General features: G+C 73.4%; 20 protein-coding genes and 1 tRNA gene. 10 read left to right on the top strand and 11 right to left on the bottom strand.

Translation table 11 applies throughout. From position 1 onward, the window contains the following. Nucleotides 1–16: 16 nt before the first annotated feature. Nucleotides 17–685 (top strand): NADPH-dependent F420 reductase, encoded by a 669-nt coding sequence (locus G5V58_RS08360; RefSeq protein WP_230487180.1) that lies wholly within the window; start codon nt 17–19, stop codon nt 683–685. Nucleotides 686–952: 267 nt separating this feature from the next. On the opposite strand, the gene G5V58_RS08355 is transcribed toward G5V58_RS08360, so the two are convergent. The 4 genes from G5V58_RS08355 to G5V58_RS08340 all read right to left on the bottom strand — a co-directional run bounded on the left by G5V58_RS08355 (nt 953) and on the right by G5V58_RS08340 (nt 3,825). Continuing rightward, nucleotides 953–1,024, bottom strand: a tRNA-Val gene (locus G5V58_RS08355). Between the two features lie 230 nt (nt 1,025–1,254). Further along, a complete protein-coding gene (locus tag G5V58_RS08350) occupies nt 1,255–1,719 on the bottom strand; it encodes a peroxiredoxin (RefSeq protein ID WP_165231001.1) in 465 nt (154 codons plus the stop codon). Continuing rightward, entirely contained in the window at nt 1,716–3,374 is a 1,659-nt protein-coding gene (locus G5V58_RS08345) for an AMP-binding protein (RefSeq protein WP_165230998.1), read from the bottom strand. The genes G5V58_RS08350 and G5V58_RS08345 overlap by 4 nt, the downstream gene beginning before the upstream one ends. A gap of 13 nt (nt 3,375–3,387) precedes the next feature. Beyond that, nucleotides 3,388–3,825 carry a DUF3052 domain-containing protein gene (locus G5V58_RS08340; protein WP_165230995.1) on the bottom strand — a complete coding sequence of 146 codons (438 nt, stop codon included), beginning with the start codon at nt 3,823–3,825 and terminating at the stop codon, nt 3,388–3,390. A gap of 187 nt (nt 3,826–4,012) precedes the next feature. On the opposite strand from G5V58_RS08340, the gene aceE reads away from it, so the two are divergent. Both aceE and G5V58_RS08330 read left to right on the top strand, forming a co-directional pair. After that, nucleotides 4,013–6,814, top strand: coding sequence for a pyruvate dehydrogenase (acetyl-transferring), homodimeric type (aceE, locus tag G5V58_RS08335; RefSeq protein WP_165230992.1), 2,802 nt, complete (start codon nt 4,013–4,015; stop codon nt 6,812–6,814). A 165-nt stretch (nt 6,815–6,979) separates the two neighbouring features. After that, a complete protein-coding gene (locus G5V58_RS08330) occupies nt 6,980–7,351 on the top strand; it encodes a VOC family protein (RefSeq protein ID WP_165230989.1) in 372 nt (123 codons plus the stop codon). On the opposite strand, the gene G5V58_RS08325 is transcribed toward G5V58_RS08330, so the two are convergent. Beyond that, on the bottom strand, nt 7,348–8,322 hold the full coding sequence (locus G5V58_RS08325) for an alpha/beta fold hydrolase (RefSeq protein WP_230487179.1): 975 nt from the start codon (nt 8,320–8,322) through the stop codon (nt 7,348–7,350). The two genes, G5V58_RS08330 and G5V58_RS08325, sit on opposite strands and share 4 nt — an antisense overlap. A 108-nt stretch (nt 8,323–8,430) precedes the next feature. Here G5V58_RS08325 and G5V58_RS08320 point away from each other — a divergent pair, with 108 nt between their 5' ends. From G5V58_RS08320 to G5V58_RS08290, 7 genes are all read left to right on the top strand, one after another. Continuing rightward, nucleotides 8,431–9,639: a PucR family transcriptional regulator gene (locus G5V58_RS08320; RefSeq protein WP_230487178.1), complete on the top strand. Its 1,209-nt coding sequence runs from the start codon at nt 8,431–8,433 to the stop codon at nt 9,637–9,639. Between the two features lie 91 nt (nt 9,640–9,730). Further along, nucleotides 9,731–10,918 (top strand): acyltransferase domain-containing protein, encoded by a 1,188-nt coding sequence (locus G5V58_RS08315; protein ID WP_165230986.1) that lies wholly within the window; start codon nt 9,731–9,733, stop codon nt 10,916–10,918. Further along, nucleotides 10,915–11,910, top strand: coding sequence for a beta-ketoacyl-ACP synthase III (locus G5V58_RS08310; protein ID WP_165230983.1), 996 nt, complete (start codon nt 10,915–10,917; stop codon nt 11,908–11,910). The genes G5V58_RS08315 and G5V58_RS08310 overlap by 4 nt, the downstream gene beginning before the upstream one ends. 84 nt (nt 11,911–11,994) lie before the next feature. Continuing rightward, entirely contained in the window at nt 11,995–12,240 is a 246-nt protein-coding gene (locus tag G5V58_RS08305; protein ID WP_165230980.1) for an acyl carrier protein, read from the top strand. 68 nt (nt 12,241–12,308) lie between these two features. Continuing rightward, a complete protein-coding gene (gene fabF, locus G5V58_RS08300; RefSeq protein ID WP_165230977.1) occupies nt 12,309–13,565 on the top strand; it encodes a beta-ketoacyl-ACP synthase II in 1,257 nt (418 codons plus the stop codon). Continuing rightward, nucleotides 13,566–15,020, top strand: coding sequence for an acyl-CoA carboxylase subunit beta (locus tag G5V58_RS08295; protein WP_165230974.1), 1,455 nt, complete (start codon nt 13,566–13,568; stop codon nt 15,018–15,020). A gap of 74 nt (nt 15,021–15,094) precedes the next feature. Continuing rightward, nucleotides 15,095–15,577 carry a hypothetical protein gene (locus G5V58_RS08290; protein WP_165230971.1) on the top strand — a complete coding sequence of 161 codons (483 nt, stop codon included), beginning with the start codon at nt 15,095–15,097 and terminating at the stop codon, nt 15,575–15,577. 243 nt (nt 15,578–15,820) lie between these two features. Here G5V58_RS08290 and G5V58_RS08285 read toward each other — a convergent pair whose 3' ends face one another. From G5V58_RS08285 to G5V58_RS08265, 6 genes are all read right to left on the bottom strand, one after another. Next, nucleotides 15,821–16,354, bottom strand: a complete 534-nt coding sequence (locus G5V58_RS08285; protein WP_268991267.1) for a DUF3145 domain-containing protein — start codon at nt 16,352–16,354, stop codon at nt 15,821–15,823. A 148-nt stretch (nt 16,355–16,502) separates the two neighbouring features. Beyond that, the gene (locus tag G5V58_RS08280) at nt 16,503–17,357 is read right to left on the bottom strand and encodes a hypothetical protein (RefSeq protein ID WP_165230968.1); all 855 of its coding nucleotides are present in this window, start codon (nt 17,355–17,357) and stop codon (nt 16,503–16,505) included. Nucleotides 17,358–17,799: 442 nt separating this feature from the next. After that, nucleotides 17,800–17,934: a hypothetical protein gene (locus G5V58_RS26375; protein WP_268991266.1), complete on the bottom strand. Its 135-nt coding sequence runs from the start codon at nt 17,932–17,934 to the stop codon at nt 17,800–17,802. Beyond that, nucleotides 17,891–18,721, bottom strand: a complete 831-nt coding sequence (locus G5V58_RS08275) for an alpha/beta fold hydrolase (protein ID WP_230487177.1) — start codon at nt 18,719–18,721, stop codon at nt 17,891–17,893. The genes G5V58_RS26375 and G5V58_RS08275 overlap by 44 nt, the downstream gene beginning before the upstream one ends. 19 nt (nt 18,722–18,740) lie before the next feature. Continuing rightward, on the bottom strand, nt 18,741–19,553 hold the full coding sequence (locus G5V58_RS08270) for a PP2C family protein-serine/threonine phosphatase (protein ID WP_165230965.1): 813 nt from the start codon (nt 19,551–19,553) through the stop codon (nt 18,741–18,743). Between the two features lie 159 nt (nt 19,554–19,712). Beyond that, nucleotides 19,713–20,684, bottom strand: a complete 972-nt coding sequence (locus G5V58_RS08265; RefSeq protein WP_196240572.1) for a tetratricopeptide repeat protein — start codon at nt 20,682–20,684, stop codon at nt 19,713–19,715.

Genomic DNA, 20,684 nt, shown 5'->3' with positions numbered 1-20,684 from the left:
GGCCGTTCGGCCCCACGTGACCTCTGACGTGTTGACCCTGGACGACATCACGACCGTCGGCCTCATCGGCGCCGGCAACATCGGCACGGCGGTGGCCAGGCTGGCCCTGGCCGCCGGCCAGCAGGTGGTGCTCAGCAACTCGCGCGGACCCGAGACGCTCACCGGCCTCGTCGCCTCGCTCGGCGAGGGCGCGTCGGCCGACACCGCCGAGGGCGCGGCGACCCGCGGGGACATCGTCGTGGTGACCATCCCGCTCAAGGCCGTGACCGCCGTGCCGGTCGAGCCGCTGGCCGGCAAGGTCGTGCTCGACACCAACAACTACTACCCCGGCCGCGACGGCCAGGTCCCCGCGCTGGAGGCCGGCGAGGTGACCTCCAGCCAGCTGCTCCAGCAGCACCTGCCCACCTCCAAGGTGGTCAAGGCGTTCAACCACATCGGCTCGGGCGACCTGGAGTCCCAGGGCCAGCCGGCCGGCACCGAGGGGCGGCGCGCGCTGGCGGTCTTCGGCGACGACGCCGACGCGGTGGCCCTGGCCGGCCAGTGGCTGGACCGGCTCGGGTACGACGTGGTGAACGGCGGCGGCCTCGAGGAGAGCTGGCGGATCCAGCCGGACACCCCGGGCTACGGCCCCCGACTCGACGCCGATGGCCTGCGCCAGGCGCTGGCGGACGCGCAGCGCCCCTGAGGTCGCGGGCCGAGGGCGCGCGGACGGACACGCGCGGCGAGGGCCCGAGAGCCCCCACCGTGCGCGTCCGAGATCGCGACGACTTCCTCGACCGTTCCGGACCGGCCGAGGAGGTCTGGCGGCGGTGCGACCCGGCGGGACTGACGATCTCGGCCCGGGTCGCGACCGACACAGACCTGATGCCCGGGCCTCCGGGGGCCGAAACCTGGCTTCTGCAGGTCGTGTGGACAGACCGGTCGGCAGGGCGAGCACGGCGGGCGAGGTGGGTGGGCGCAGAGGGGATCGAACCCCCGACCACCTCGTTGTAAGCGAGGTGCTCTACCGCTGAGCTATACGCCCTCGAGGCGGGCAGCACCCTACGGGAGCGGCGCGGGCCGGCGGAAATGCGCGCCACGGTGCGGAAATGGAAGTTGAGCCGCTGGAGTCTCGGGTCACCAGCGGCTCAACAGGCAGAAAGTTAGCGCGCGGCCCCGGGGCCCCACAAACCCCCAGGTAGACCAATTCTCAACTGGTCCAGACAGAACTGCGCACCACCCGGGCGGGCCAGTCCGCCCTGGCCCGGTCGGTGCTCAGACCAGGTCGCCGAGCTGGCGCAGGTGCTCGTCGAGGTCGCGGCCCTCCGAGGTCGGGTTGTGCACCGACCAACGCAGCAGCCCCTCGCGGTCGACGACGTACGACGAGCGGCGCGCCGCGCCGGTGCGCTCGTCGAACACGTCGTAGGCCCGGCTGACCGCGCCGTGCGGCCAGAAGTCCGACAGCAGCGGGAAGTTCAGCCCGTCGGCGTCGGCGAACGCGCGCTGGGCGAAGACCGGGTCGCAGGAGATCCCGAGCACCTCGGTGTCGAAGGTGAGGAACTCGGCCAGCCGGTCGCGGATACCGGCCATCTCGCCGGTGCAGACGCCGGAGAAGGCGTAGGGGTAGAAGATCAGCGCCACCGCCTTGCGGCCGCGGAACGAGGACAGCGTCACGTCCTGGCCGAACTGGTCACGCAGGGTGAAGTCGGGCGCCGGGCCGCCCAGGGCGAGTCCGCTCACTCCTCGCCTGAGTCCTCGGAGTCGGAGCCGTCGTGGTCGACGAGCTCGCGCTTGAGCACCTTGCCGGTGGCGTTGCGGGGCAGCTCGTCGAGCACGACGATCTCGCGCGGCACCTTGTAGCGGGCGAGGTTGTCCTTGACGTGGGCCTTGAGGTCGTCCTCGCTGGCCGAGCTGCCGTCCTTGAGGACCACGAACGCACGCAGCCGCTTGCCGAACTCGTCGTCGTCCACGCCGATGGCCGCCACCTCGACCACGGCCTCGTGGCGGGCCAGGCAGTCCTCGACCTCCTGCGGGAAGACGTTCTCGCCGCCGGAGACGATCATGTCGTCGTCGCGGCCCTCGACGTAGAGCCGGCCGTCCTCGTCGAAGCGCCCGACGTCGCCGGAGCTCATCAGCCCCTCGATCATGTCCTTCTGGCCACCGCCGGTGTAGCCCTCGAAGAGCAGGCTGTTGCCGACGAAGATCCGGCCGGTCTCCCCCGGCGGGAGCTCCTGGTCGTCGTCGCCGAAGATCTTCACCGTCGTGGCCCACGGCGGCTTGCCGGCGGTCGAGGGCTCGGTGCGCATGTCCTCGGGCGTGGCGATCGAGGCGTAGGCGACCTCGGTGGAGCCGTAGGTGTTGTAGAGGTGATCGCCGAAGCGGTCCATCCAGGTCAGGGCCAGGTCACCGGGCAGCGCGGAGCCGGAGGCGGCGACGACCTTGACCGTGTCGAGGGAGTAGCGGTCCAGCACGTCGTCGCCGAGGCCGAGGATGCGCTGCAGCATCACCGGGATCACGACCAGCTCGTCGCAGCGCTGCTCGTCGACCACGGCGAGGACGCCCTCGGGGTCGAACTTGCGGTGCAGGACGACGGTGTGGCCGAGCAGCAGCGAGAGCATGAGGTGGGCGAAGCCCCAGGTGTGGAACAGCGGAGCCGCGATGTGCACGCGCCAGCCGTAGCGCAGCGGCATCCGCGAGAGCAGCGAGATGGCGGCGTCCACGCCGGCCTCGTTGCGGGGGGCGCCCTTCGGCGTACCGGTGGTGCCGGAGGTCAGGATGATGATCCGGGTGTGGTGCTCGGGCGGGTCGAGCGGCGAGGTGTCGGACTCCCCCTCGATGAGGCCCGCGAGCGTGTCCAGCCCGTCGGCCTCGCCGTAGGACAGGACCCGCTGCTCGACGTGGGCCTTCTCGAGCATCCCGGTGAACTCCTCGTCGTGCACCACGACGGTGGGGTCCTCGCGCTCGAGCACGTCGACCAGCTGGGGGCCGGCGAAGGCGGTGTTGAGGTAGATCAGGTCGGCGCCGAGCTTGGCCGCGGCCACGGAGGCCTCTACGAAGCCGCGGTGGTTGCGGGCCATGAGCGCGACCGCGTCGCCCTCGCCCACCCCGAGGCCGCGCAGCGCGCGGGCCAGGGCGTTGGTGCGCTCGTCGACCTCGTGCCAGGTCAGCTCGCCGTCCTCGTCGACAAGCCAGGTGCGCTCGGGCATGAGCGTGGCCATGGCCAGGAAGCCGCCCGCGGGGCCGGTGCCGTACTGCTGCAGCACGCGGCCGGCGCGGGCCAGGGCCAGCGGGGAGTACGGGCGGATGATCCCGGACTCGGCCAGGACCTTCAGGCCGTAGCCGGTGGAAGCGGCCTTGCCGGCCAGAGCGGCGAGCGGTGCGGGGAGGGTCGGCACGGTCGGCAGGATGTCACGCCCGGGTCTTGGGCGCGATCAACCGGGTGGCCGACCACTCCTTGCTCACCGAGGCGGTGGTCGTCTGCGAGAGCCCGGCGATCGGGGCCGCCTCCGCGATGTCGGCGGGGTCCACGGCGTTGGGCCGGCCGACCTTGGGCGTGAGCAGCCAGATGGCACCGCCCCCGACCAGGTCGGTGAGGGCGTCGACCAGGCCGTCGACCAGGTCGCCGTCCTCGTCACGCCACCACAGCAGGACGGCGTCGACCACGTTGCCGTAGTCCCCGTCGACCATGTCGGCGTCGATGGCGTCCTCGATGGCCACGCGGAGCGGGTCGTCGGTGTCGGAGTCCCAGCCGAGCTCCTGGACCACCATGCCGGAGCTGAAGCCGAGCCGCTCCGCTAGTCCCGGGGCACCGGTCTGGGTGGGTCCGCCACCCTCGGTCGAGCTCACGCCGTCCTCCTCGTGTCCTGCTGTCGTTGGCCTGCCAGTACGGCGGACCCCCGCGGCCGCGGGGGTCCAGTAGGGCGACAGTCCAGCGGAGTTGCGCGGCAGGCGCAAGCGCAGCTCGCCGCGCGGCGTACCCGTGGGTAGCAGAACGGCCGTCGAAGCGCTGGCCCGACGGTGACAAGATGAGTGGGTGACAGAGCAGACCACCGACCGCTCCGGCGCCCGAGCCACCACCCCCGGCTCCCCCGCTCCGGTGATCCACGAGGGGCTGCCCACCCAGCTCCCGGACATCGACCCGGACGAGACCACCGACTGGCTCGAGTCCTTCGACCAGCTGGTCGACGAGCGCGGCCGCGAGCGCGCGCGCTACGTGATGCTGCGGCTGCTGGAGAAGGCCCGTGAGCTGAACGTCGGCGTGCCCGCGCTGCGCAGCACCGACTACATCAACACCATCCCGCCGGAGCGCGAGCCGTGGTTCCCGGGCGACGAGGACGTCGAGCGGCGCATCCGCGCCTTCATCCGCTGGAACGCCGCGGTGATGGTCTCCGACGCCAACCGGCCCGGCCTGGAGGTCGGCGGGCACATCGCGACCTACCAGTCGGCCGCCTCGCTCTACGAGGTCGGCTTCAACCACTTCTTCCGCGGCAAGGACCACCCCGGCGGCGGCGACCAGATCTACATCCAGGGCCACGGCTCGCCGGGCATCTACGCCCGCGCGTTCCTCGAGGGCCGGCTCACCGAGGAGCAGCTGCTGCGCTTCCGCCAGGAGGTCCAGCACGGCGTGGGCCAGGGACTGTCGTCCTACCCCCACCCCCGGCTGATGCCGGAGTTCTGGGAGTTCCCGACGGTGTCGATGGGCCTCACCGGCATCAACTCGATCTACCAGGCGCGCTTCAACCGCTACCTGCAGAACCGCGGCATCAAGGACACCTCCCAGCAGCACGTCTGGGCGTTCCTGGGCGACGGCGAGATGGCCGAGCCCGAGTCGCTCGGCGCGATCCGCATCGCCGCGCGCGAGGAGCTGGACAACCTCACCTGGGTCATCAACTGCAACCTGCAGCAGCTCGACGGGCCGGTGCTCGGCAACGGCAAGATCATCCAGGAGCTGGAGTCCAACTTCCGCGGCGCCGGCTGGAACGTCATCAAGGTCATCTGGGGCCGCGAGTGGGACGAGCTGCTCGCCCGCGACGTCGACGGCGTGCTGGTCAACCAGATGAACCGGACCCCCGACGGGGCCTTCCAGACCTTCTCGGTCGAGGACGGCGCCTACAACCGCGAGCACTTCTTCGGCGCCGACCCGCGGCTGCGCAAGATGGTCGAGCACATGAGCGACCGGCAGATCGAGAAGCTGCCGCGCGGCGGCCACGACTACCGCAAGGTCTACGCCGCCTTCGACGCCGCGTCGAAGCACACCGGTCAGCCGACGGTGATCCTCGCCCACACCATCAAGGGCTGGACCATCGAGGCGCTGGAGGGCAAGAACGCCACCCACCAGATGAAGAAGCTCAAGCTCGACGACCTCAAGAAGTTCCGCGACCGGCTCTACCTGCCGATGAGCGACCGGGACATCGAGGAGGCCTACGAGACCACCGGCGCCGCGCCGTTCTTCCACCCCGGCGAGGACTCCCCCGAGATCGAGTACATGATGGAGCGCCGGCGTCAGCTCGGCGGCTCGATCCCGCGCCGCACGATCCGCGCCAAGTCGCTGATCCTGCCCGGCAAGGACATGTACGCCGAGCTCAAGCAGGGCTCGGGCAAGAACAAGGTCGCCACCACCATGGCCACCGTCCGGCTCCTCAAGGACTGGATGAAGGACCCCAACATCGGCCAGCGGATCGTGCCGATCGCGCCCGACGAGTACCGCACCTTCGGCATGGACTCGATGTTCCCGAGCGCCAAGGTCTACGACCCCGCCGGCCAGCAGTACGAGTCGGTCGACCGCAAGCTGCTGCTCGCCTACAAGCAGTCGGCCCAGGGCCAGCTGCTCCACGAGGGCATCTCCGAGGCCGGCGCGATGGCCTCGGCGACGGCCGCCGGGTCGGCGTACTCGACCCAGGGCGAGCACATGATCCCGTTCTACATCTTCTACTCGATGTTCGGCTTCCAGCGCACCGGCGACTCGATCTGGGCCATGGCCGACCAGCTGGCCCGCGGCTTCCTCATCGGCGCCACCGCCGGTCGCACCACGCTGACCGGTGAGGGCCTGCAGCACGCCGACGGCCACTCCCCGCTGCTCGCGGCCACGAACCCCGCGGTCGTGCACTACGACCCGGCGTTCGCCTACGAGGTCGCGCACATCATGGAGTCCGGGCTGCAGCGGATGTACGGCGAGTCCGAGGCCCACCCGCACGGCGAGGACGTCATCTTCTACATGACCGTCTACAACGAGCCGGTCTCCCAGCCCAAGGAGCCGGACGACGTCGACGTCGACGGCATCCTGCGCGGCATGCACCAGGTCACGGTCGCCGACGGCGACGGCCCCCGGGTGCGCCTGATGGCCTCCGGCGTCGGCTACCCCTGGATCGCCGACGCCGCGCGCATCCTGCGCGAGGACTGGGGCGTCCAGGCCGACCTGTGGTCGGTCACCTCCTGGAACGAGCTGGCCCGCAACGCCACCGCCGCCGAGGAGTGGAACCTGCTGCACCCGGGCGAGTCACCGCGCACGGCGTACGTCGCGGACCGGCTCGGCGGCTCCGACGCCCCGGTCGTGGCGGTCTCGGACTACATGCGCGCCGTACCCCTGCAGATCGCGCGCTGGGTCCCGGCCGACTACCGCGTCCTGGGCGCCGACGGGTTCGGCTTCGCCGACACCCGCCCGGCCGCCCGCCGCTTCTTCCACATCGACGCCCAGTCGGTCGTCGTCCAGGCCCTCCAGGCGCTGGCCGACGCCGGCCAGGTCGAGCGGGCCCAGGTGGAGAAGGCCTTCGCGCAGTACCGCATCGACGACCCCACCGCCGTCAAGGACGTGAAGCAGGAGGGCGGGGACGCCTGATCCCACCCGCCTCAGGAGTGGACAAGTTTCACCGGCTGGCCGGTGAAACTCATGCTTGGAGTACGAAACTCCCGCCCGAAACGTGAGTTTCACCGGCCGACCGGTGAAACTCACGCCTGTCAGGTTCGTGCAGCACGGCTCGGCCCTGCGTGGCAGCGTGGGGCCATGACGACGACGATCGCGATGATCACGCTGGACTGCGCTGAGATCACGCCGGTGGCGCAGTTCTGGGCGGCGGCCCTGGGCTACGAGCAGGTGGCCGGCGACGGCGAGAGCTACGCCATGCTGAGGGGCGCCGAGGGGCCGGCGCTGGGGTTCGGGACGGTCGAGGGCTACGAACCGCCGGGCTGGCCGAACGCGCACGGCAGCAAGCAGTTCCACCTCGACCTGGCGGCCGAGGACGTCGAGGCCGAGGCCGCGCGCTTGGTCGGGCTCGGGGCGACGCTGGCCGACCCGCAGCCGGGTGAGACGTGGCGGGTGCTGCTCGACCCGGCCGGCCACCCGTTCTGCATGACCAAGGCCGCCAACTGGGGCTAGGCGGTCACGTCGCTGACGTCCGGCACCGAGCGCACGGCGCGGACCGGCGCGGCCTCGCCGCCGGCGCGGAGCAGGCGGCGGAAGCGGGCGCGCGAGTAGGTGGCCGGCTCAGTGGAGCGGATGAACTCGTGGACCAGCTTGGCGAAGCGCTGCGGGTGGTCCTTGTGGGGGAAGTGGCCGGCGTCCGCGATCACCTCGACACGGGCGCCGGGCGCCAGGGCCGCGGCGTTGGAGGCGTGGCGCACGGGGATGACCCGGTCGTCGCGGCCCCAGATGACGGCCATGGGCATGGCCTCGGTGAGGTAGGCGCGGTCGGCCATGGTGACGATCTGTCCGCGCCAGTCCACGACGGCGCGGACGACGTGGCGGATGGCGGCGCGGGCGGCCGGGTCCTTGAAGGAGTCGTAGATCTCGGCGACCTCGTCGAGGTCGTGGGTGGCGCGCAGCCCGGTGCGGGACAGGGCGCGCAGGCCGGCGCGGCCGACGTGGCGCACGCCGGGCAGGGTGAGCAGGCCGAGGACCTGGTGGAAGCCGGGGGTGGTGATGGCCCGGATCGCCGGGGTCACCTCGGGGCCGAGGCCGCCGGAGGCCACCAGCACGAGCCGCTCGGTGCGCTCGGGGAACTGGTAGGCGAACTGCATCGCCACCCCGCCGCCGAAGCTGTGGCCGAGCACGGTGACCTTGTCGATGCCCAGGTAGGTCACCAGGTCGCGCATGCCGTTGGCGTAGCCGCCGACGCTGTAGTCGGCCCGCGGCTTGTCCGAGAGCCCGTGGCCCAGCAGGTCGGGGGCGATGACGGTGTAGCGCCGCGCCAGCGCGTCGATGACCGGCTCCCACGTCGTGTGGTCGCAGCCCAGCCCGTGCAGCAGCAGCAGCGCCGGCCCGGAGCCGGTCCGGACGTAGGCCCGGCGGTGACCGTGCAGGGTCACGAACTCGACCTCGTGCCGCGCCTGGTGCTGGAGCTCCGGCACTCGTCCCCCATGGTCAAGACACGGCTCAGCGCCACGTCGTCCGCCGATTCAACACCACGCACGCCCCGTCGGGGCAAGGGCCTCTCCACGGAGTGGGAGGATGTTCGGGTGAGCCGTACGGCGGACCCGGGCCGGGTGGCCGAGGAGCTGCGCCGGGCCACCGGCGCGCTCAGCACCGCCGCGACCGCGCGGATGGCCGAGGAGCTGCCGTGGTTCGGCGAGCTGAGCGCACAGGACCGCTCCTGGGTCGGCTCCATCGTCCAGGCCGGTGTGCGCGGGTTCGTGGACTGGTTCGAGCAGGGCGGTGACTCCCCCGCCGTGGTCACCGCCGTCTTCGGCGTGGCCCCACGAGCGCTGACCGGCGTCATCACGCTGCAGCAGACCGTGGACCTGGTGAGGCTCTCCATCGAGGTCGTCGAGAGCGACGTCGGCGACCTCCTGGCCCCCGCGGACGCGGACGCCGTGCTCCGCGCGGTGAGCCGGTACGCCCGCGAGGTCGCCTTCGCCACCGCCGAGGTGTACGCGCGGGCCGCGGAGGTGCGCGGCGCCTGGGACGCCCGCCTGGAGGCACTGGTCGTCGACGCCGTGCTGCGCGCGGAGACCGACGAGGCCGTGCTGTCGCGGGCCAGCGCCCTGGGCTGGAAGGCCAACGGCACCGTGTGCGTCGTGCTGGGCGCCGTGCCGGCCCGGCGCACCGAGACCGACGTCTTCGACGAGGTCCGCCGCACCGCGGGTGCGGCCGGGATGGACGCGCTCTGCGCGGTGCAGGGCGACCGGATGGTCGTGCTCCTGGGCGGCGTGGACGACCCGCGCGACGGCGCCGGCGTCATCGCGCGGCTGTTCGGCGAGGGGCCGGTCGTGGCCGGCCCGGTCGCGGCCGACCTGGCCGGCGCGGCCGCGTCGGCGCGCGCCGCGGTCTCGGCGTACCGCGCCGCCCCCGGGTGGCCCGACGCCCCCCGCCCGGTGCTGAGCGCCGAGCTGCTGGCCGAGCGGGCCCTCGGTGGCGACGGCCACGCCCGCCGCCAGCTGGTCGACGAGGTCTACCTCCCGCTGCTGCACGCGCGCGGCACCCTGGTGGAGACGCTCACCGCCTGGTTCGACCGCGGCTCCTCCATCGAGGGCGCCGGCCGGGCGCTGTTCGTGCACGCGAACACCGTGCGCTACCGCCTGCGCCAGGTCGCCGACCTCACCGGACTGACGCCGAGCCAGCCGCGCGACGCCTTCACGCTGCGCATCGCCCTCGTGCTGGGCCGCCAGTCCGGGCGGACCCTCGGACCGGCGGCCCAGGTGCACGAGGCGCGGAGCGAGACGGCCTGACACTTTTGTAGGGATCCCACAAAGACACCGCCCTCAGATTCGTGGGTGGCGGAGGCGAGGGCGGTCGGTCGGGAACGGCAGAGTGGGACCCGTGCTCGTGATCGTCGCGCCCGGCCAGGGCGCCCAGAGTCCCGGCTTCCTGACCCCGTGGCTGGAGTCCCCGGAGTTCCGGGCCCGCTTCGAGTGGCTCTCGACGGTCGCCTCGCTCGACCTGATCCACTACGGCACCGACGCCGACGCCGAGACCATCCGGCGCACCGAGATCGCCCAGCCGCTGCTGGTGGCCACCGGGCTGGTCGCGGCGCTGGGGATCTTCCCGCACCCGACCGACGCGTTCGGCAAGGTCAGCGCGGTGGCCGGCCACTCCGTGGGCGAGCTCACCGCCGCTGCCGGCGCCCGGGTCATCACCGCCGAGCAGGCCATGGTGCTGGTCCGCGAGCGCGGCAAGGCCATGGCCGAGGCGGCCGCCGTCACCGAGACCGGGATGACCGCGGTCCTCGGCGGGGACCCCGATGAGGTGCTCGCCACCATCGAGAAGCACGGGCTGACCGCGGCCAACAACAACGCCCCCGGCCAGGTCGTCGCCGCCGGCACCCTCGCGCAGCTGCAGGCACTGGCCGACGAGCCCCCGGCCAAGGCCCGGCTCACTCCGCTGAGCGTGGCCGGCGCGTTCCACACCGTGCACATGGAGCCGGCGGTCGGGCACCTGGCCAATCTGGCCCGCTCGGTCTCGGTCCACGACCCGCGCACCCGCTTCGTGTCCAACAAGGACGGCCAGGTCGTCCACGACGGTCGCGACGTGCTGCGCCGCATCGTCGGCCAGATCGCCCACCCGGTCCGCTGGGACCTGTGCCTGGACACCTTCGCCGACCTCGGCGTCACCGGGCTGCTGGAGATGCCGCCGGCCGGCACCCTCACCGGCATCGCCAAGCGCGCGCTGCGCGGCGTCGAGACCTTCGCGCTGAAGTCGCCGGACCAGCTCGACGAGGCCCGCGCGTTCTGCGACAAGCACGGCGAGTTCACCGAGATCGACACCACGCCGACCTGGCGGATGGTGGTCTCCCCGGCCAAGGGCACCTTCCACGTCGACCCCCAGGCCGCCGACGCCGACGTGCTGTCCAGCGGCAGCCCGATCGGCGAGGTGGCCAGCCTGCGCGACCGCATCGTCGTGACCGCGGCCCACGGCGGCCAGGTCGTGGAGTGGCTGGTCGAGGACGGCGACCTGGTCTCCCCCGGCCAGCCGCTGATCCGCCTGCACCCCGAGGGAGGCGCCGCGTGAACATCCGGACCGAGCAGGGTGCGGCCCACGCGGCCATCCGCGGCATCGGAGCCTACCGCCCGTCGCGGGTCGTCCCCAACAGCGAGATCATCGAGCGCATCGACTCCAGCGACGAGTGGATCCAGACCCGCTCCGGGATCAAGGAGCGCCGCTGGGCCACCGACGAGGAGACCGTGCGCCTGATGGCGGTCGAGGCGTCCAAGCAGGCCCTCGAGCGGTCCGGCGTGGACGCCCGGCAGGTCGACTGCGTCATCGTCGCGACGGTCAGCCACTACCAGCAGACCCCGGCCCTGGCCACCCTGGTCGCGCTCGACCTCGGCACCGACCGCGCCGCCGCCTTCGACATCTCCGCGGCCTGCGCCGGCTTCTGCCACGGCGTCGCGATGGCGGCCGACATGGTGCGCGGCGGCAGCGCCGGGTACGTCGTCGTCGTCGGTGTCGAGAAGCTCTCCGACCTCACCAACGTCACGGACCGCGGCTCGGCGTTCATCTTCGCCGACGGAGCCGGCGCCGCCGTCGTCGGTCCGAGCGACACCCCCGGGATCGGGCCGGTCGTCTGGGGCTCGGACGGCGAGAAGTACGACCTCATCCGGACCCCGTCCTGGCTGGAGGGGCTCGGGTCCGCCGACGCGCGGATGCCCTTCCTGGAGATGGACGGCAACCCGGTCTTCCGCTGGGCCTCCTATGAGATGGCCAAGGTGGCCCACCAGGCCCTGGACCGCGCCGGGATCACCGTCGAGGACCTCGACGTCTTCGCCCCGCACCAGGCCAACATGCGCATCACCGACGCCATGGCCCGCGCCATCAAGCTGCCCGCCCACGTCAAGATCGCCCGCGACATCGCCGAGCAGGGCAACACCTCGGCCGCGTCGATCCCGCTCGCCCTGGACCGGATGTACGCCGAGGGCGACGCCGTGTCCGGCGACACCGCGCTGCTCATCGCGTTCGGCGCCGGGCTGGCCTACGCCGCCCAGGTCGTCGTCCTGCCCTGACCCGAGCGCACCAGACCCGCACCAGACCCGCACCAGACCCGCACGAACCTGTCCGCACCACCCAACAGAGAAGGAACACGCCAGATGGCAACCACTGAGGAGATCCGCGCCGACCTCGCCGAGATCGTCAACGAGGTCGCCGGCATCGATGCCGATGACGTCCAGCTCGACAAGTCCTTCGTCGACGACCTCGACGTCGACTCCCTGTCCATGGTCGAGGTCGTCGTGGCCGCCGAGGAGAAGTTCGGCGTCTCGATCCCCGACGACGAGGTCAAGAACCTCAAGACCGTCGGCGACGCCGTCGCGTTCATCGAGCGCGCCCAGTCCTGACCCCCGGGCTCGACCAGCCTGACCCCCGCACCACCTCACCACCCCCAGCACGGAAGCGAGCAGCACCCATGAGCCGCACCCGCGTCGTCGTCACCGGCCTCGGGACCACCAGCCCGGTCGGTGGTGACGTCCCCAGCACCTGGGACGCCTTGATCAACGGACGCTCCGGCGTGCGTCGCATCGAGGCCGACTGGGCCGAGGACCTCCCGGTCAAGATCGCCGGCGTCGCCGCGGTCGAGCCCACCGAGGTCATCGAGCGGGTCAAGGCCCGGCGCATGGACCGGGTCACCCAGCTCGCGATGGTCGCGGCGCTGGAGGCCTGGCGCGACTCCGGGCTCGCCGACGCCGGCGACGACCTGGACCGCGACCGGCTGGGGGTGGCGGTGGCCACCGGCATCGGCGGCGTGCACACGCTGCTGAGCAACTACGACGCGCTCAAGGAGAAGGGCCCGCGCCGGGTCTCTCCGCTCGCCGTACCCATGCTCATGCCCAACGCGCCCGCCGCCAACATCAGCCTCGAGCTGCGCGCCCGGGCCGCGGCGAACACGCCGATCTCGGCCTGCGCGTCCGGCAACGAGGCCGTCGCGATGGCCATCGACGCCATCCGGCTCGGCCGGGCCGACGTGGTGGTCGCCGGCGGCAGCGAGGCGGCCATCCACCCGCTGCCGATGGCGGCCTTCGCCAACATGATGGCGCTGTCCAAGACCGGCTCGGAGGAGGGCGGCGACCCGACCACGGTCTCGCGGCCCTGGGACACCGCGCGCGACGGCTTCGTGCTCGGCGAGGGCGCCGGCATCCTCGTGCTGGAGTCCGAGGAGCACGCCCGGGCCCGCGGCGCCAAGATCTACGCCGAGGTCCTCGGCGCCGGCATCACCGCCGACGCCCACGACATCGCCCAGCCCGACCCGGAGGGCCGCGGCGGCTCGCGGGCCATCCTGCGGGCGCTGGAGGAGGCCCAGATCGGGCCCGAGGCGATCTTCCACGTCAACGCCCACGCCACCTCCACCCCGCTCGGCGACATCGCGGAGGGGCTGATGCTCCACGCCACCCTCGGCCAGCACGTCGAGCAGGTCGTGGTCACCAGCACCAAGTCCATGACCGGCCACCTGCTCGGCGGCGCCGGCGCCCTGGAGTCGGTGGCCACCGTGCTCGCTCTGCACCACCGGCTGGTGCCGCCGACGATCAACCTCGACGACCAGGACCCGCAGGTGGACCTGGACATCGCGACCAAGCCGCGCGACCTCCCGGTCGGCGACATCGCGGCCCTGAACAACTCCTTCGGCTTCGGCGGCGCCAACGTGGCGGTCGCCTTCGGGAGCGTGTAGATGACAGCCACCCAGGACGCCCAGGCGCCGAGCACCCCGGCCAAGCCGGCCAAGCCGCCGCGCGAGGAGGACCCGCGCCACCCCGTCAAGCGCCTCACCGCGCTGTACGACCAGGGCACGCTCGAGCTCCTCACCCCCGACGACGACTCGGGGATGCTCGCGGCGATCGGCAAGGTCGACGGCGCCCCGGTGGTGGCCTTCTGCTCCGACGCCACCACCATGGGCGGCGCCATGGGCGACGTGGGCTGCCGCGTGGTGGTCGACGCCTACCACCGGGCCCTGACCGACGGCATCCCGATCATCGGCCTGTGGCACTCCGGCGGCGCCCGGCTGGCCGAGGGCGTGCTCTCCCTGCACGCCGTGGGCCGGATCTTCCACGCCATGACCCAGGCCTCGGGCAAGATCCCGCAGATCTCGGTCGTGCTCGGCCCGGCCGCCGGCGGCGCGGCGTACGGCCCGGCGCTGACCGACATCGTCATCCTCGGCCCCGAGGGCCGGATCTTCGTGACCGGCCCGGACGTGGTCCGCTCGGTGACCGGCGAGGACGTCGACATGCTCCGCCTCGGCGGGCCCGAGCCGCACGGGCGCCGTTCGGGCGTGGTGCACATCCTCACCGAGTCCGAGGCCGAGGCGCTCCAGCGGGCGCGCACCGTGGCCTCGCTGCTGGGCGCCCAGGGCAGCATGGCCGTCGACGAGATCGAGGACCGCGACCTCGGCGCGATGCTGCCGGAGTCCAAGAAGCGCGCCTACGACGTGCACCCGCTGGTCGAGTCCATCCTCGATGAGGGCTCCGCGCAGGAGGTCCACGCCAAGTGGGCGCCCAACATCGCCACCGTGCTGGGGCGATTCGGCGGCCGCACCGTGGGCGTGGTGGCGAACAACCCGCTGCGGCTCGGCGGCTGCCTGGACTCGCTGTCGGCGGAGAAGGCCTCCCGCTTCGTGCGCATGTGCGACGCGTTCGGCGTGCCGCTCATCGTGGTGGTCGACGTGCCCGGCTACCTGCCCGGTGTCGGCCAGGAGTGGGACGGCGTGGTGCGCCGCGGCGCCAAGCTCCTGCACGCCTTCGGCGAGTGCGTGGTCCCTAGGGTCACCCTGGTGACCCGCAAGACCTACGGCGGCGCCTACATCGCCATGAACGCCCGCTCGCTCGGCGCCACCAAGGTCTTCGCCTGGCCCGGCGCGGAGGTCGCGGTCATGGGCGCCGTCGCGGCGGTGCGCATCCTGCACCGGCGCAAGCTCTCCGACGTCTCCCCCGACATCCGCCCGCAGGTCGAGGCCGAGCTGGCCGCCGAGCACGAGCGCATCGCCGGCGGCGTGGACAAGGCCCTGGAGATCGGCGTGGTCGACGAGGTCGTGCAGCCGGACCGCACCCGCTCCGCCCTGGCCCGGGCCATCGACGAGGCCGTCCAGACGGTCGGTGTGCGCAAGGGCCAGCACGGCAACATCCCGCTCTGACGTGACCCGGGCGCGTCGGGCTCGTTGAGCCCAGGAGAGACGGCCGTCACACGCCGACCCCGGGAGGTCCCGTCTTGCTCCGCAGCGTCCTCGGCACCACCGCCCTCGCCCTGCTGACCTCGCTCGGTCTCCCCGGACCGGCCGAGGCGAGCGCCCCGTCGCCGGCTCCGGCGCGCTACACCGACCCGTTGGCCGGTCTGCAGGAGCACCCGGAGTGGGGCTCGATCACCGGCGTGGACGGCCCGCTGCGCAAGGGGTGCAAGCCCTACGGCTACTCCTACGCCGTGACCCCGCCCGAGGGTGTGTGGGCCATCGAGGTCTACATCACCGGCCCCGGGCTCACGCCCCTGGCCGGCGGTGCGTTCCTGGACGGCTACGACCCGCTGACCGGCACCGGCTCCTACAAGCTCTGCCGCAACACGACCCGGTCCGGCACCTTCACCATCCAGGCCAAGCTCTCCGTCGACGACGGCTACGGCCACATCACCGAGGGCAAACTGCCGGCCGACACCTTCGTGCTCACGAAGAAGAAGAAGCGGCACCACCACCACCGCTGAGACGCGGCTCAACCCGCCGGACGGTGGCGGCCGACAATATGGCTCGGGCTGCTTCCCGACCGGCTCCGACCCCCTGGCCGGCCCGGGACGTTCCGGCTGTGCCGGCGCTCGACCAGGTCCGGGACCTGCGTCATCCGAGCGCGGGTGACCGCGGGCGACGACTTCCTCGGCTACACCGACGGCTGGCTGGCCGAATCGTCGTTCACGCCGACCACGGCGCGCCGGCACCGCTGAGCGGCCGGCTCACACCACCTGGTGCAACCAGCGGACCGGGGCGCCCTCGCCGGCGTGCCGGAACGTCTCGAGCTCGTCGTCCCACGGCTTGCCGAGCAGCTTGTCGATCTCGACCAGCAGCGTGGTGTCGCCCAGCGCGGCCTTGACCACGGCCGCCTTGAGCCGGTCCTCGGGGATCATGATGTCGCCGTGCATCCCGGTGACGGCGTGGAACACGCCCAGGTCGGGGGTGTAGGAGTAGCGCTGGCCCTCGGTCGTCGACGTCGGGTCCTCGGTGACCTCGAAGCGCAGGTGGTTCCAGCCGCGCAGGGCCGAGGCGATGGCCGCGGCCGAGCCGGAGTCACCGCTCCAGGACAGCTCGGTGCGGTAGGTGCCGCTCTGGGCGGGCTGCGGGATCCAGGACGGGTTCACGGCCGCGCCGAGCACGCCGCCGACGGCCCACTCGATGTGCGGGCACAGCGCGGACGGCGCCGAGTGGACGTAGAGCACACCACGGGTGGTGCTCTTGACCTCGGGGCCGAGCATCATGCGGGGTCCGTACATCTGCGCCTCCTCCATCCAGCGGCACGAGCTGCGCCTTCCCCAGCGGGCTCGAATCGGACAGCGAGACGTCGTACGAACGACAGCGGTGTAGTTGTGTGCCCATTGTGACCCATGGGACGGCTGTGCACCAGCCTGACGCGACGGTGCTCTAGACGCGGCAGGCGGCCACGGCCGCGACCACCTCGGGCGCGCGGGCGCCGAGGGGCAGCCGCGCGGCCGCCGAGGTCCGCAGCAGCCGGTCGGCCGCGCACCGGGCCACCGGTACGTCGACCCCGTCGCGCACCAGCGCGGCCGAGGTCCGGGCGCGGCCCACGAGCGCCGCCACGACGGCGGCCGAGGGCTCGCGGGTGGCGGCCGCCGGGTCGCAGGTCCGCAGCCAGACCGTCCCGTCCCGCAGTCCCGCTCGGGTGGCACCCGCCGGACCGGCCGCCGCCCAGGTGGCGAGGGCGGCCCGCATCTCGGCGGTGTCGGCGTCGGTGTCGCCGCGGAAGGCGGCCGCGAGGCAGTGCGCCCCGTCCTGGCGGAAGGTGACCGCGGCGTCGCCGCCCCAGCCGTCCACGGCGGTGAGCGCGTCGGCCACCGGCAACCGGGCCGAGAGCAGCGCGAGCCAGGCCAGCGGACCCGTGCCGGCCTCCTCGACCTGCTCGGCCCGGCCGCCGGGGTCCGGCGCCGGCACCGTGAGGTAGCCCTGGGCGTCGGCGAGCCGCGTCCAGGGGTCCAGCAGCGGCTCGTCGGTGCGGGGCGGGGTGCGGAAGAGGTCGTCGACCGCGGCGTCGCCGCCCTGCTGGGCGGCCAGGTCGACGAGCGGCGCGGCCAGGGCGTACGCCGGCCCGGCGGGCGGCTCGACCGGCGGCAGGCCCGTGCGCTCGTCCCGCGGGAGGCTGCGCGCCCAGGCGGCCTGGACCCGGCGGGCGTCGGCGTCGACCAGCGCGGCCACGACCGGCCGGCCGGTGCCGGCGGTGGCGAAGTGCTGGTCGAGCAGCGCCCGCACCAGCGCGGCCACGACCGCGGCCGGTCCGGCCGCCGTGACCTCGGCGCGCAGGCGGACCGGGTGCTCGAAGGCCAGCCCACGCTCCTGCTCGACGAAGCGGGCCAGCGGCGCGACGTCGGCGTCCCACGCGCTCGGGTGGCCCGGCTCCCCCCGCGCCGGCCAGCTCGTGGACCCCGGCGACGGCGAGCAGGGCGGCCAGCGCCACCAGCACCGCGCCCGCCCGGCCGACCCGGCGGCGCGGCGGCGGCGCCGGCTCCCCGCGCAGGGCGACGACGAGCTCGGCCTGGGCCGCGTAGCCGTCCTCGCTCATCGTCACGGCAGGAGGTTAAGGGCCTCCTGACGCCCTCGGGTCTGGTTGGCCGAGATCGGCGAGGAGGGGGTCACCTTGACCAGTCCGGTCGGCAACGACCGGGGCACGAGACGGCAACGACTCGGCAACACCGCACCGAGGAGCTCAGGGCCGCGACCGCGCCGCCCGGCGGGGTCCGAGGGCCAGGAGCGTGGCCAGGACCTCCTCGGCGATGCCCAGACCGCCCAGGTGGCTCTCACCGTCGATGGTGGTGAGCGTGGCGTCCGGGAGCAGCGACACCACGTGCTCGCCGTGGCGCCACGGCACGATGTGGTCGTCGTCGCCGTGCCACCAGCGCACCGGCACGCTGACGTCGCCGACGCGGGAAGCCCCAGTCCCGCGTGAAGAGCACCAGGTCGTTGAGGGGTGCCGAGGTCTGGAACCGGCTGCCGTTGAGCAGGTCGTCGAGGAACATCGCCTTGAACTCCGGGCGGCTCAGCAGGTGCCTGTCCCCCGGCGGCTGGACAGCGGCGTACAGGTCCAACGCGCTGCCGGCGAGCGGCCGCACCAGCCGGATGCCCTGGGTGATCGCCACCCCGAGCGGGACCCGGGCCGCCTGGAGCACCGGCGCGAGGCGTACGGCGAGCCGGATGGGGCCGCCGACGACCGCGTCCGGGCCGCGGGTCGGCGCCACCCCACCGAGCACGCCGACACCGTGCACGCGCTCGGGCAGCCGGGCGCCGGCGGCCAGCACGTACGGCCCTCCGCCGGACAGGCCGATCAGCCGGCAGCGGTCGATGGCCAGCGCGTCGAGCAGGAGCTCGAGGTCGGGGGTCCAGTCGGCGATCCGGTCGTAGAGCCAGGGCGTGGAGGAGCCGATGCCCGGGCGGTCCACGCCGATGATGCGCAGCCCGTGCGCGTCGGCGTACCGACGGGCCTCGAGCGGGATCTGGCGCCGCGAGCCGGGCGTGCCGTGCATCCACACCACGGCCTCGCCGCGGGGCGAGCCGAACTCGGCGAAGCTCAGCCGGCGCCCGTCGCGGACCGCGACGGTGCCCTCGAGGGTCGGCCGCTCGACGTGGTGCACGGCCGCAGTGTGGCAGAGGTCAGCTGACCCGCGGGAGGTGCACCGCGGCGGGGTCCACCACGTTGTAGGGGTCCGCCAGCGCGCCGTAGAGCTTGCCGTCGCCCACCACCCGGGGGCCGTCGACCAGGTCCAGGACCAGCACGGTGATGTTGTCGCGCCCGCCGGCGTCCAGGGCCATCCGGGTCAGCTCGGCGGCGGCCTCGTCGGGCTCGGCGCTGGCCAGGACCTCGGCGATCCGGCCGTCGTCGACCAGGTCGGTGAGGCCGTCGCTGCAGACCATCAGCCGGTCGCCGGGCGACACCTCGAGCCGGGTGACGTCCACGCCTGCCCCCTCGGGGTCGCCGTCGACCGAGCGCAGCACCACGTTGCGCCACGGGTGGGTGCTGCGGGCCTCCGGGCTCAGCTGGCCGGTGTCGACCAGGTGCTGGACGTAGGTGTGGTCGCGGCTGATCTGGCGCAGCACCCCCTGGCGCAGGAGGTACGCGCGGGAGTCGCCGACGTGGCCGAGCGCGACGTGGGTGCCGTCGGTGACCACCATCGTCAGCGTCGTGGCCATGCCCAGCCGGTCGAGGTCGCGCTGGACCCCCAACCGCACGCCGGCGGCCGCGGCGGCGTACGCCTCGGCCAGCACGGCCTCGGGCCGGCCGCCGGTGCGGCCGAGCGCGACCGCGCTGGCGGAGTACGCCGCGGTGGCCGAGGCGATCTCACCGGCGGCTGCGCCGCCGACCCCGTCGGCGACGAGCGCGACGTAGGGACCGAGGAACGCGGAGTCCTCGTTGTGCGGGCGCACCCGCCCGACGTCACTGCACCCTGAGCCCGAGAACCGGAGCATCACGACTCCTTCCGGAGACCACGCCCCCGAGATGGGCATGTGGTGCAGGAAGTACACCCCCGTGGTCAGCCTGCCGTCAATCTGCGCAGGCAGTACCCGCCACCGGCCCGCGCCAGCACCTCACCGGGACCATGACGTCGGTCACACCACAGGGGCGACCTAGGACTGGGCCTGCTTCTCCAGGTCGGCGGCCCGCTGGGCGGCGTCGGTGAGCTCCTCGGAGTCGATGGCCTGGGTGCGGTGGAACCAGGCCAGCGCCTCCTCGGTGCGGCCGGCCTCGGCCAGCGCGTCGGCGTAGGCGTAGCGCAGGCGGACCACCCACGGCTCGCGGGACTTCGACATCAGCGGCGCCTGCTCCAGGATGCGCAGCGCCGCGTCGACCTGGCCCATGTCGCGGCGCGCCCCGGCCTCGACGATGGTCATCTCGGCCTTGGCCGGCGGCGCGAAGCCCTCCACCGACGGGCTCTTGGCCAGCTTCACGGCCTGGTCGGGCTGGCCGAGGGCGCGGTGGCAGTCGGCCATGATCGGGAGGTACGCCGTGGCGCCGTTCATCCGCTTGGCCGCCCGCAGGTCGGCCAGGGCCTCGGCGTAGTGGCCCGAGGCGTAGGCCGCCTCGCCGGCGGCCTCGCGGACCACGGCCAGCCGCGGCGCGCGCGAGCGGGCGGCCAGCGCGTGCCGGTAGGCCAGCTCGGGGTCCTGGTCGATGTAGAGACCGGCCGCGGCCAGGTGGCGCGCGACGCGGGCGGCGAGCTTCTCGGGCAGGCCCTTGAGCTGGGCGGTCACCGAGCGGTCGAGCTCCTTGCCGGTCACGCTCTCGGGCAGGTCCGGGCCGTCGTACTCGGCCTGGTCCTTGGTGCGCGGGGGCCGGTCGTCGCGCGGCGGGCGGGCGGGCGAGCGGCCGCCGCGGCCCTGGGCACCGGACGTGGGCGCACTGCGGCCGGCGCCGCCCTGACCGCCGCTGCGGCCGCCGCCCTTGGCCTGCCCGCTGCCCCGGCCGCCGCCCTGACTGCTGCCCTGGCCGCCGCCCTGCCCTCGGCCCTGGCCGGCACCCCGGCCGGTGGGCGCGCCGCCACCCCGGCCGGCGGTGGTCTTCTTGCCGGTGGGACGCTGCGGACGACGGTTCTCGGGCAC

Source organism: Nocardioides anomalus (genome assembly GCF_011046535.1).
Classification (GTDB): Bacteria; Actinomycetota; Actinomycetes; order Propionibacteriales; family Nocardioidaceae; genus Nocardioides; species Nocardioides anomalus.
The sequence above is the reverse complement of the archived record's forward strand: the minus strand, read 5'-3'. Positions and strand labels throughout refer to the sequence as shown.

Bases quoted from the DNA above. Each gene is read 5' to 3' on its own strand.
- G5V58_RS08305 (WP_165230980.1), top strand. From the start codon at position 11,995: ATGGCAACCACTGAGGAGATCCGCGCCGACCTCGCCGAGATCGTCAAC.
- G5V58_RS08295 (WP_165230974.1), top strand. From the start codon at position 13,566: ATGACAGCCACCCAGGACGCCCAGGCGCCGAGCACCCCGGCCAAGCCG.
- G5V58_RS08270 (WP_165230965.1), bottom strand. From the start codon at position 19,553: ATGCTCCGGTTCTCGGGCTCAGGGTGCAGTGACGTCGGGCGGGTGCGC.
- G5V58_RS08285 (WP_268991267.1), bottom strand. From the start codon at position 16,354: ATGTACGGACCCCGCATGATGCTCGGCCCCGAGGTCAAGAGCACCACC.
- fabF (WP_165230977.1), top strand. From the start codon at position 12,309: ATGAGCCGCACCCGCGTCGTCGTCACCGGCCTCGGGACCACCAGCCCG.
- G5V58_RS08330 (WP_165230989.1), top strand. From the start codon at position 6,980: ATGACGACGACGATCGCGATGATCACGCTGGACTGCGCTGAGATCACG.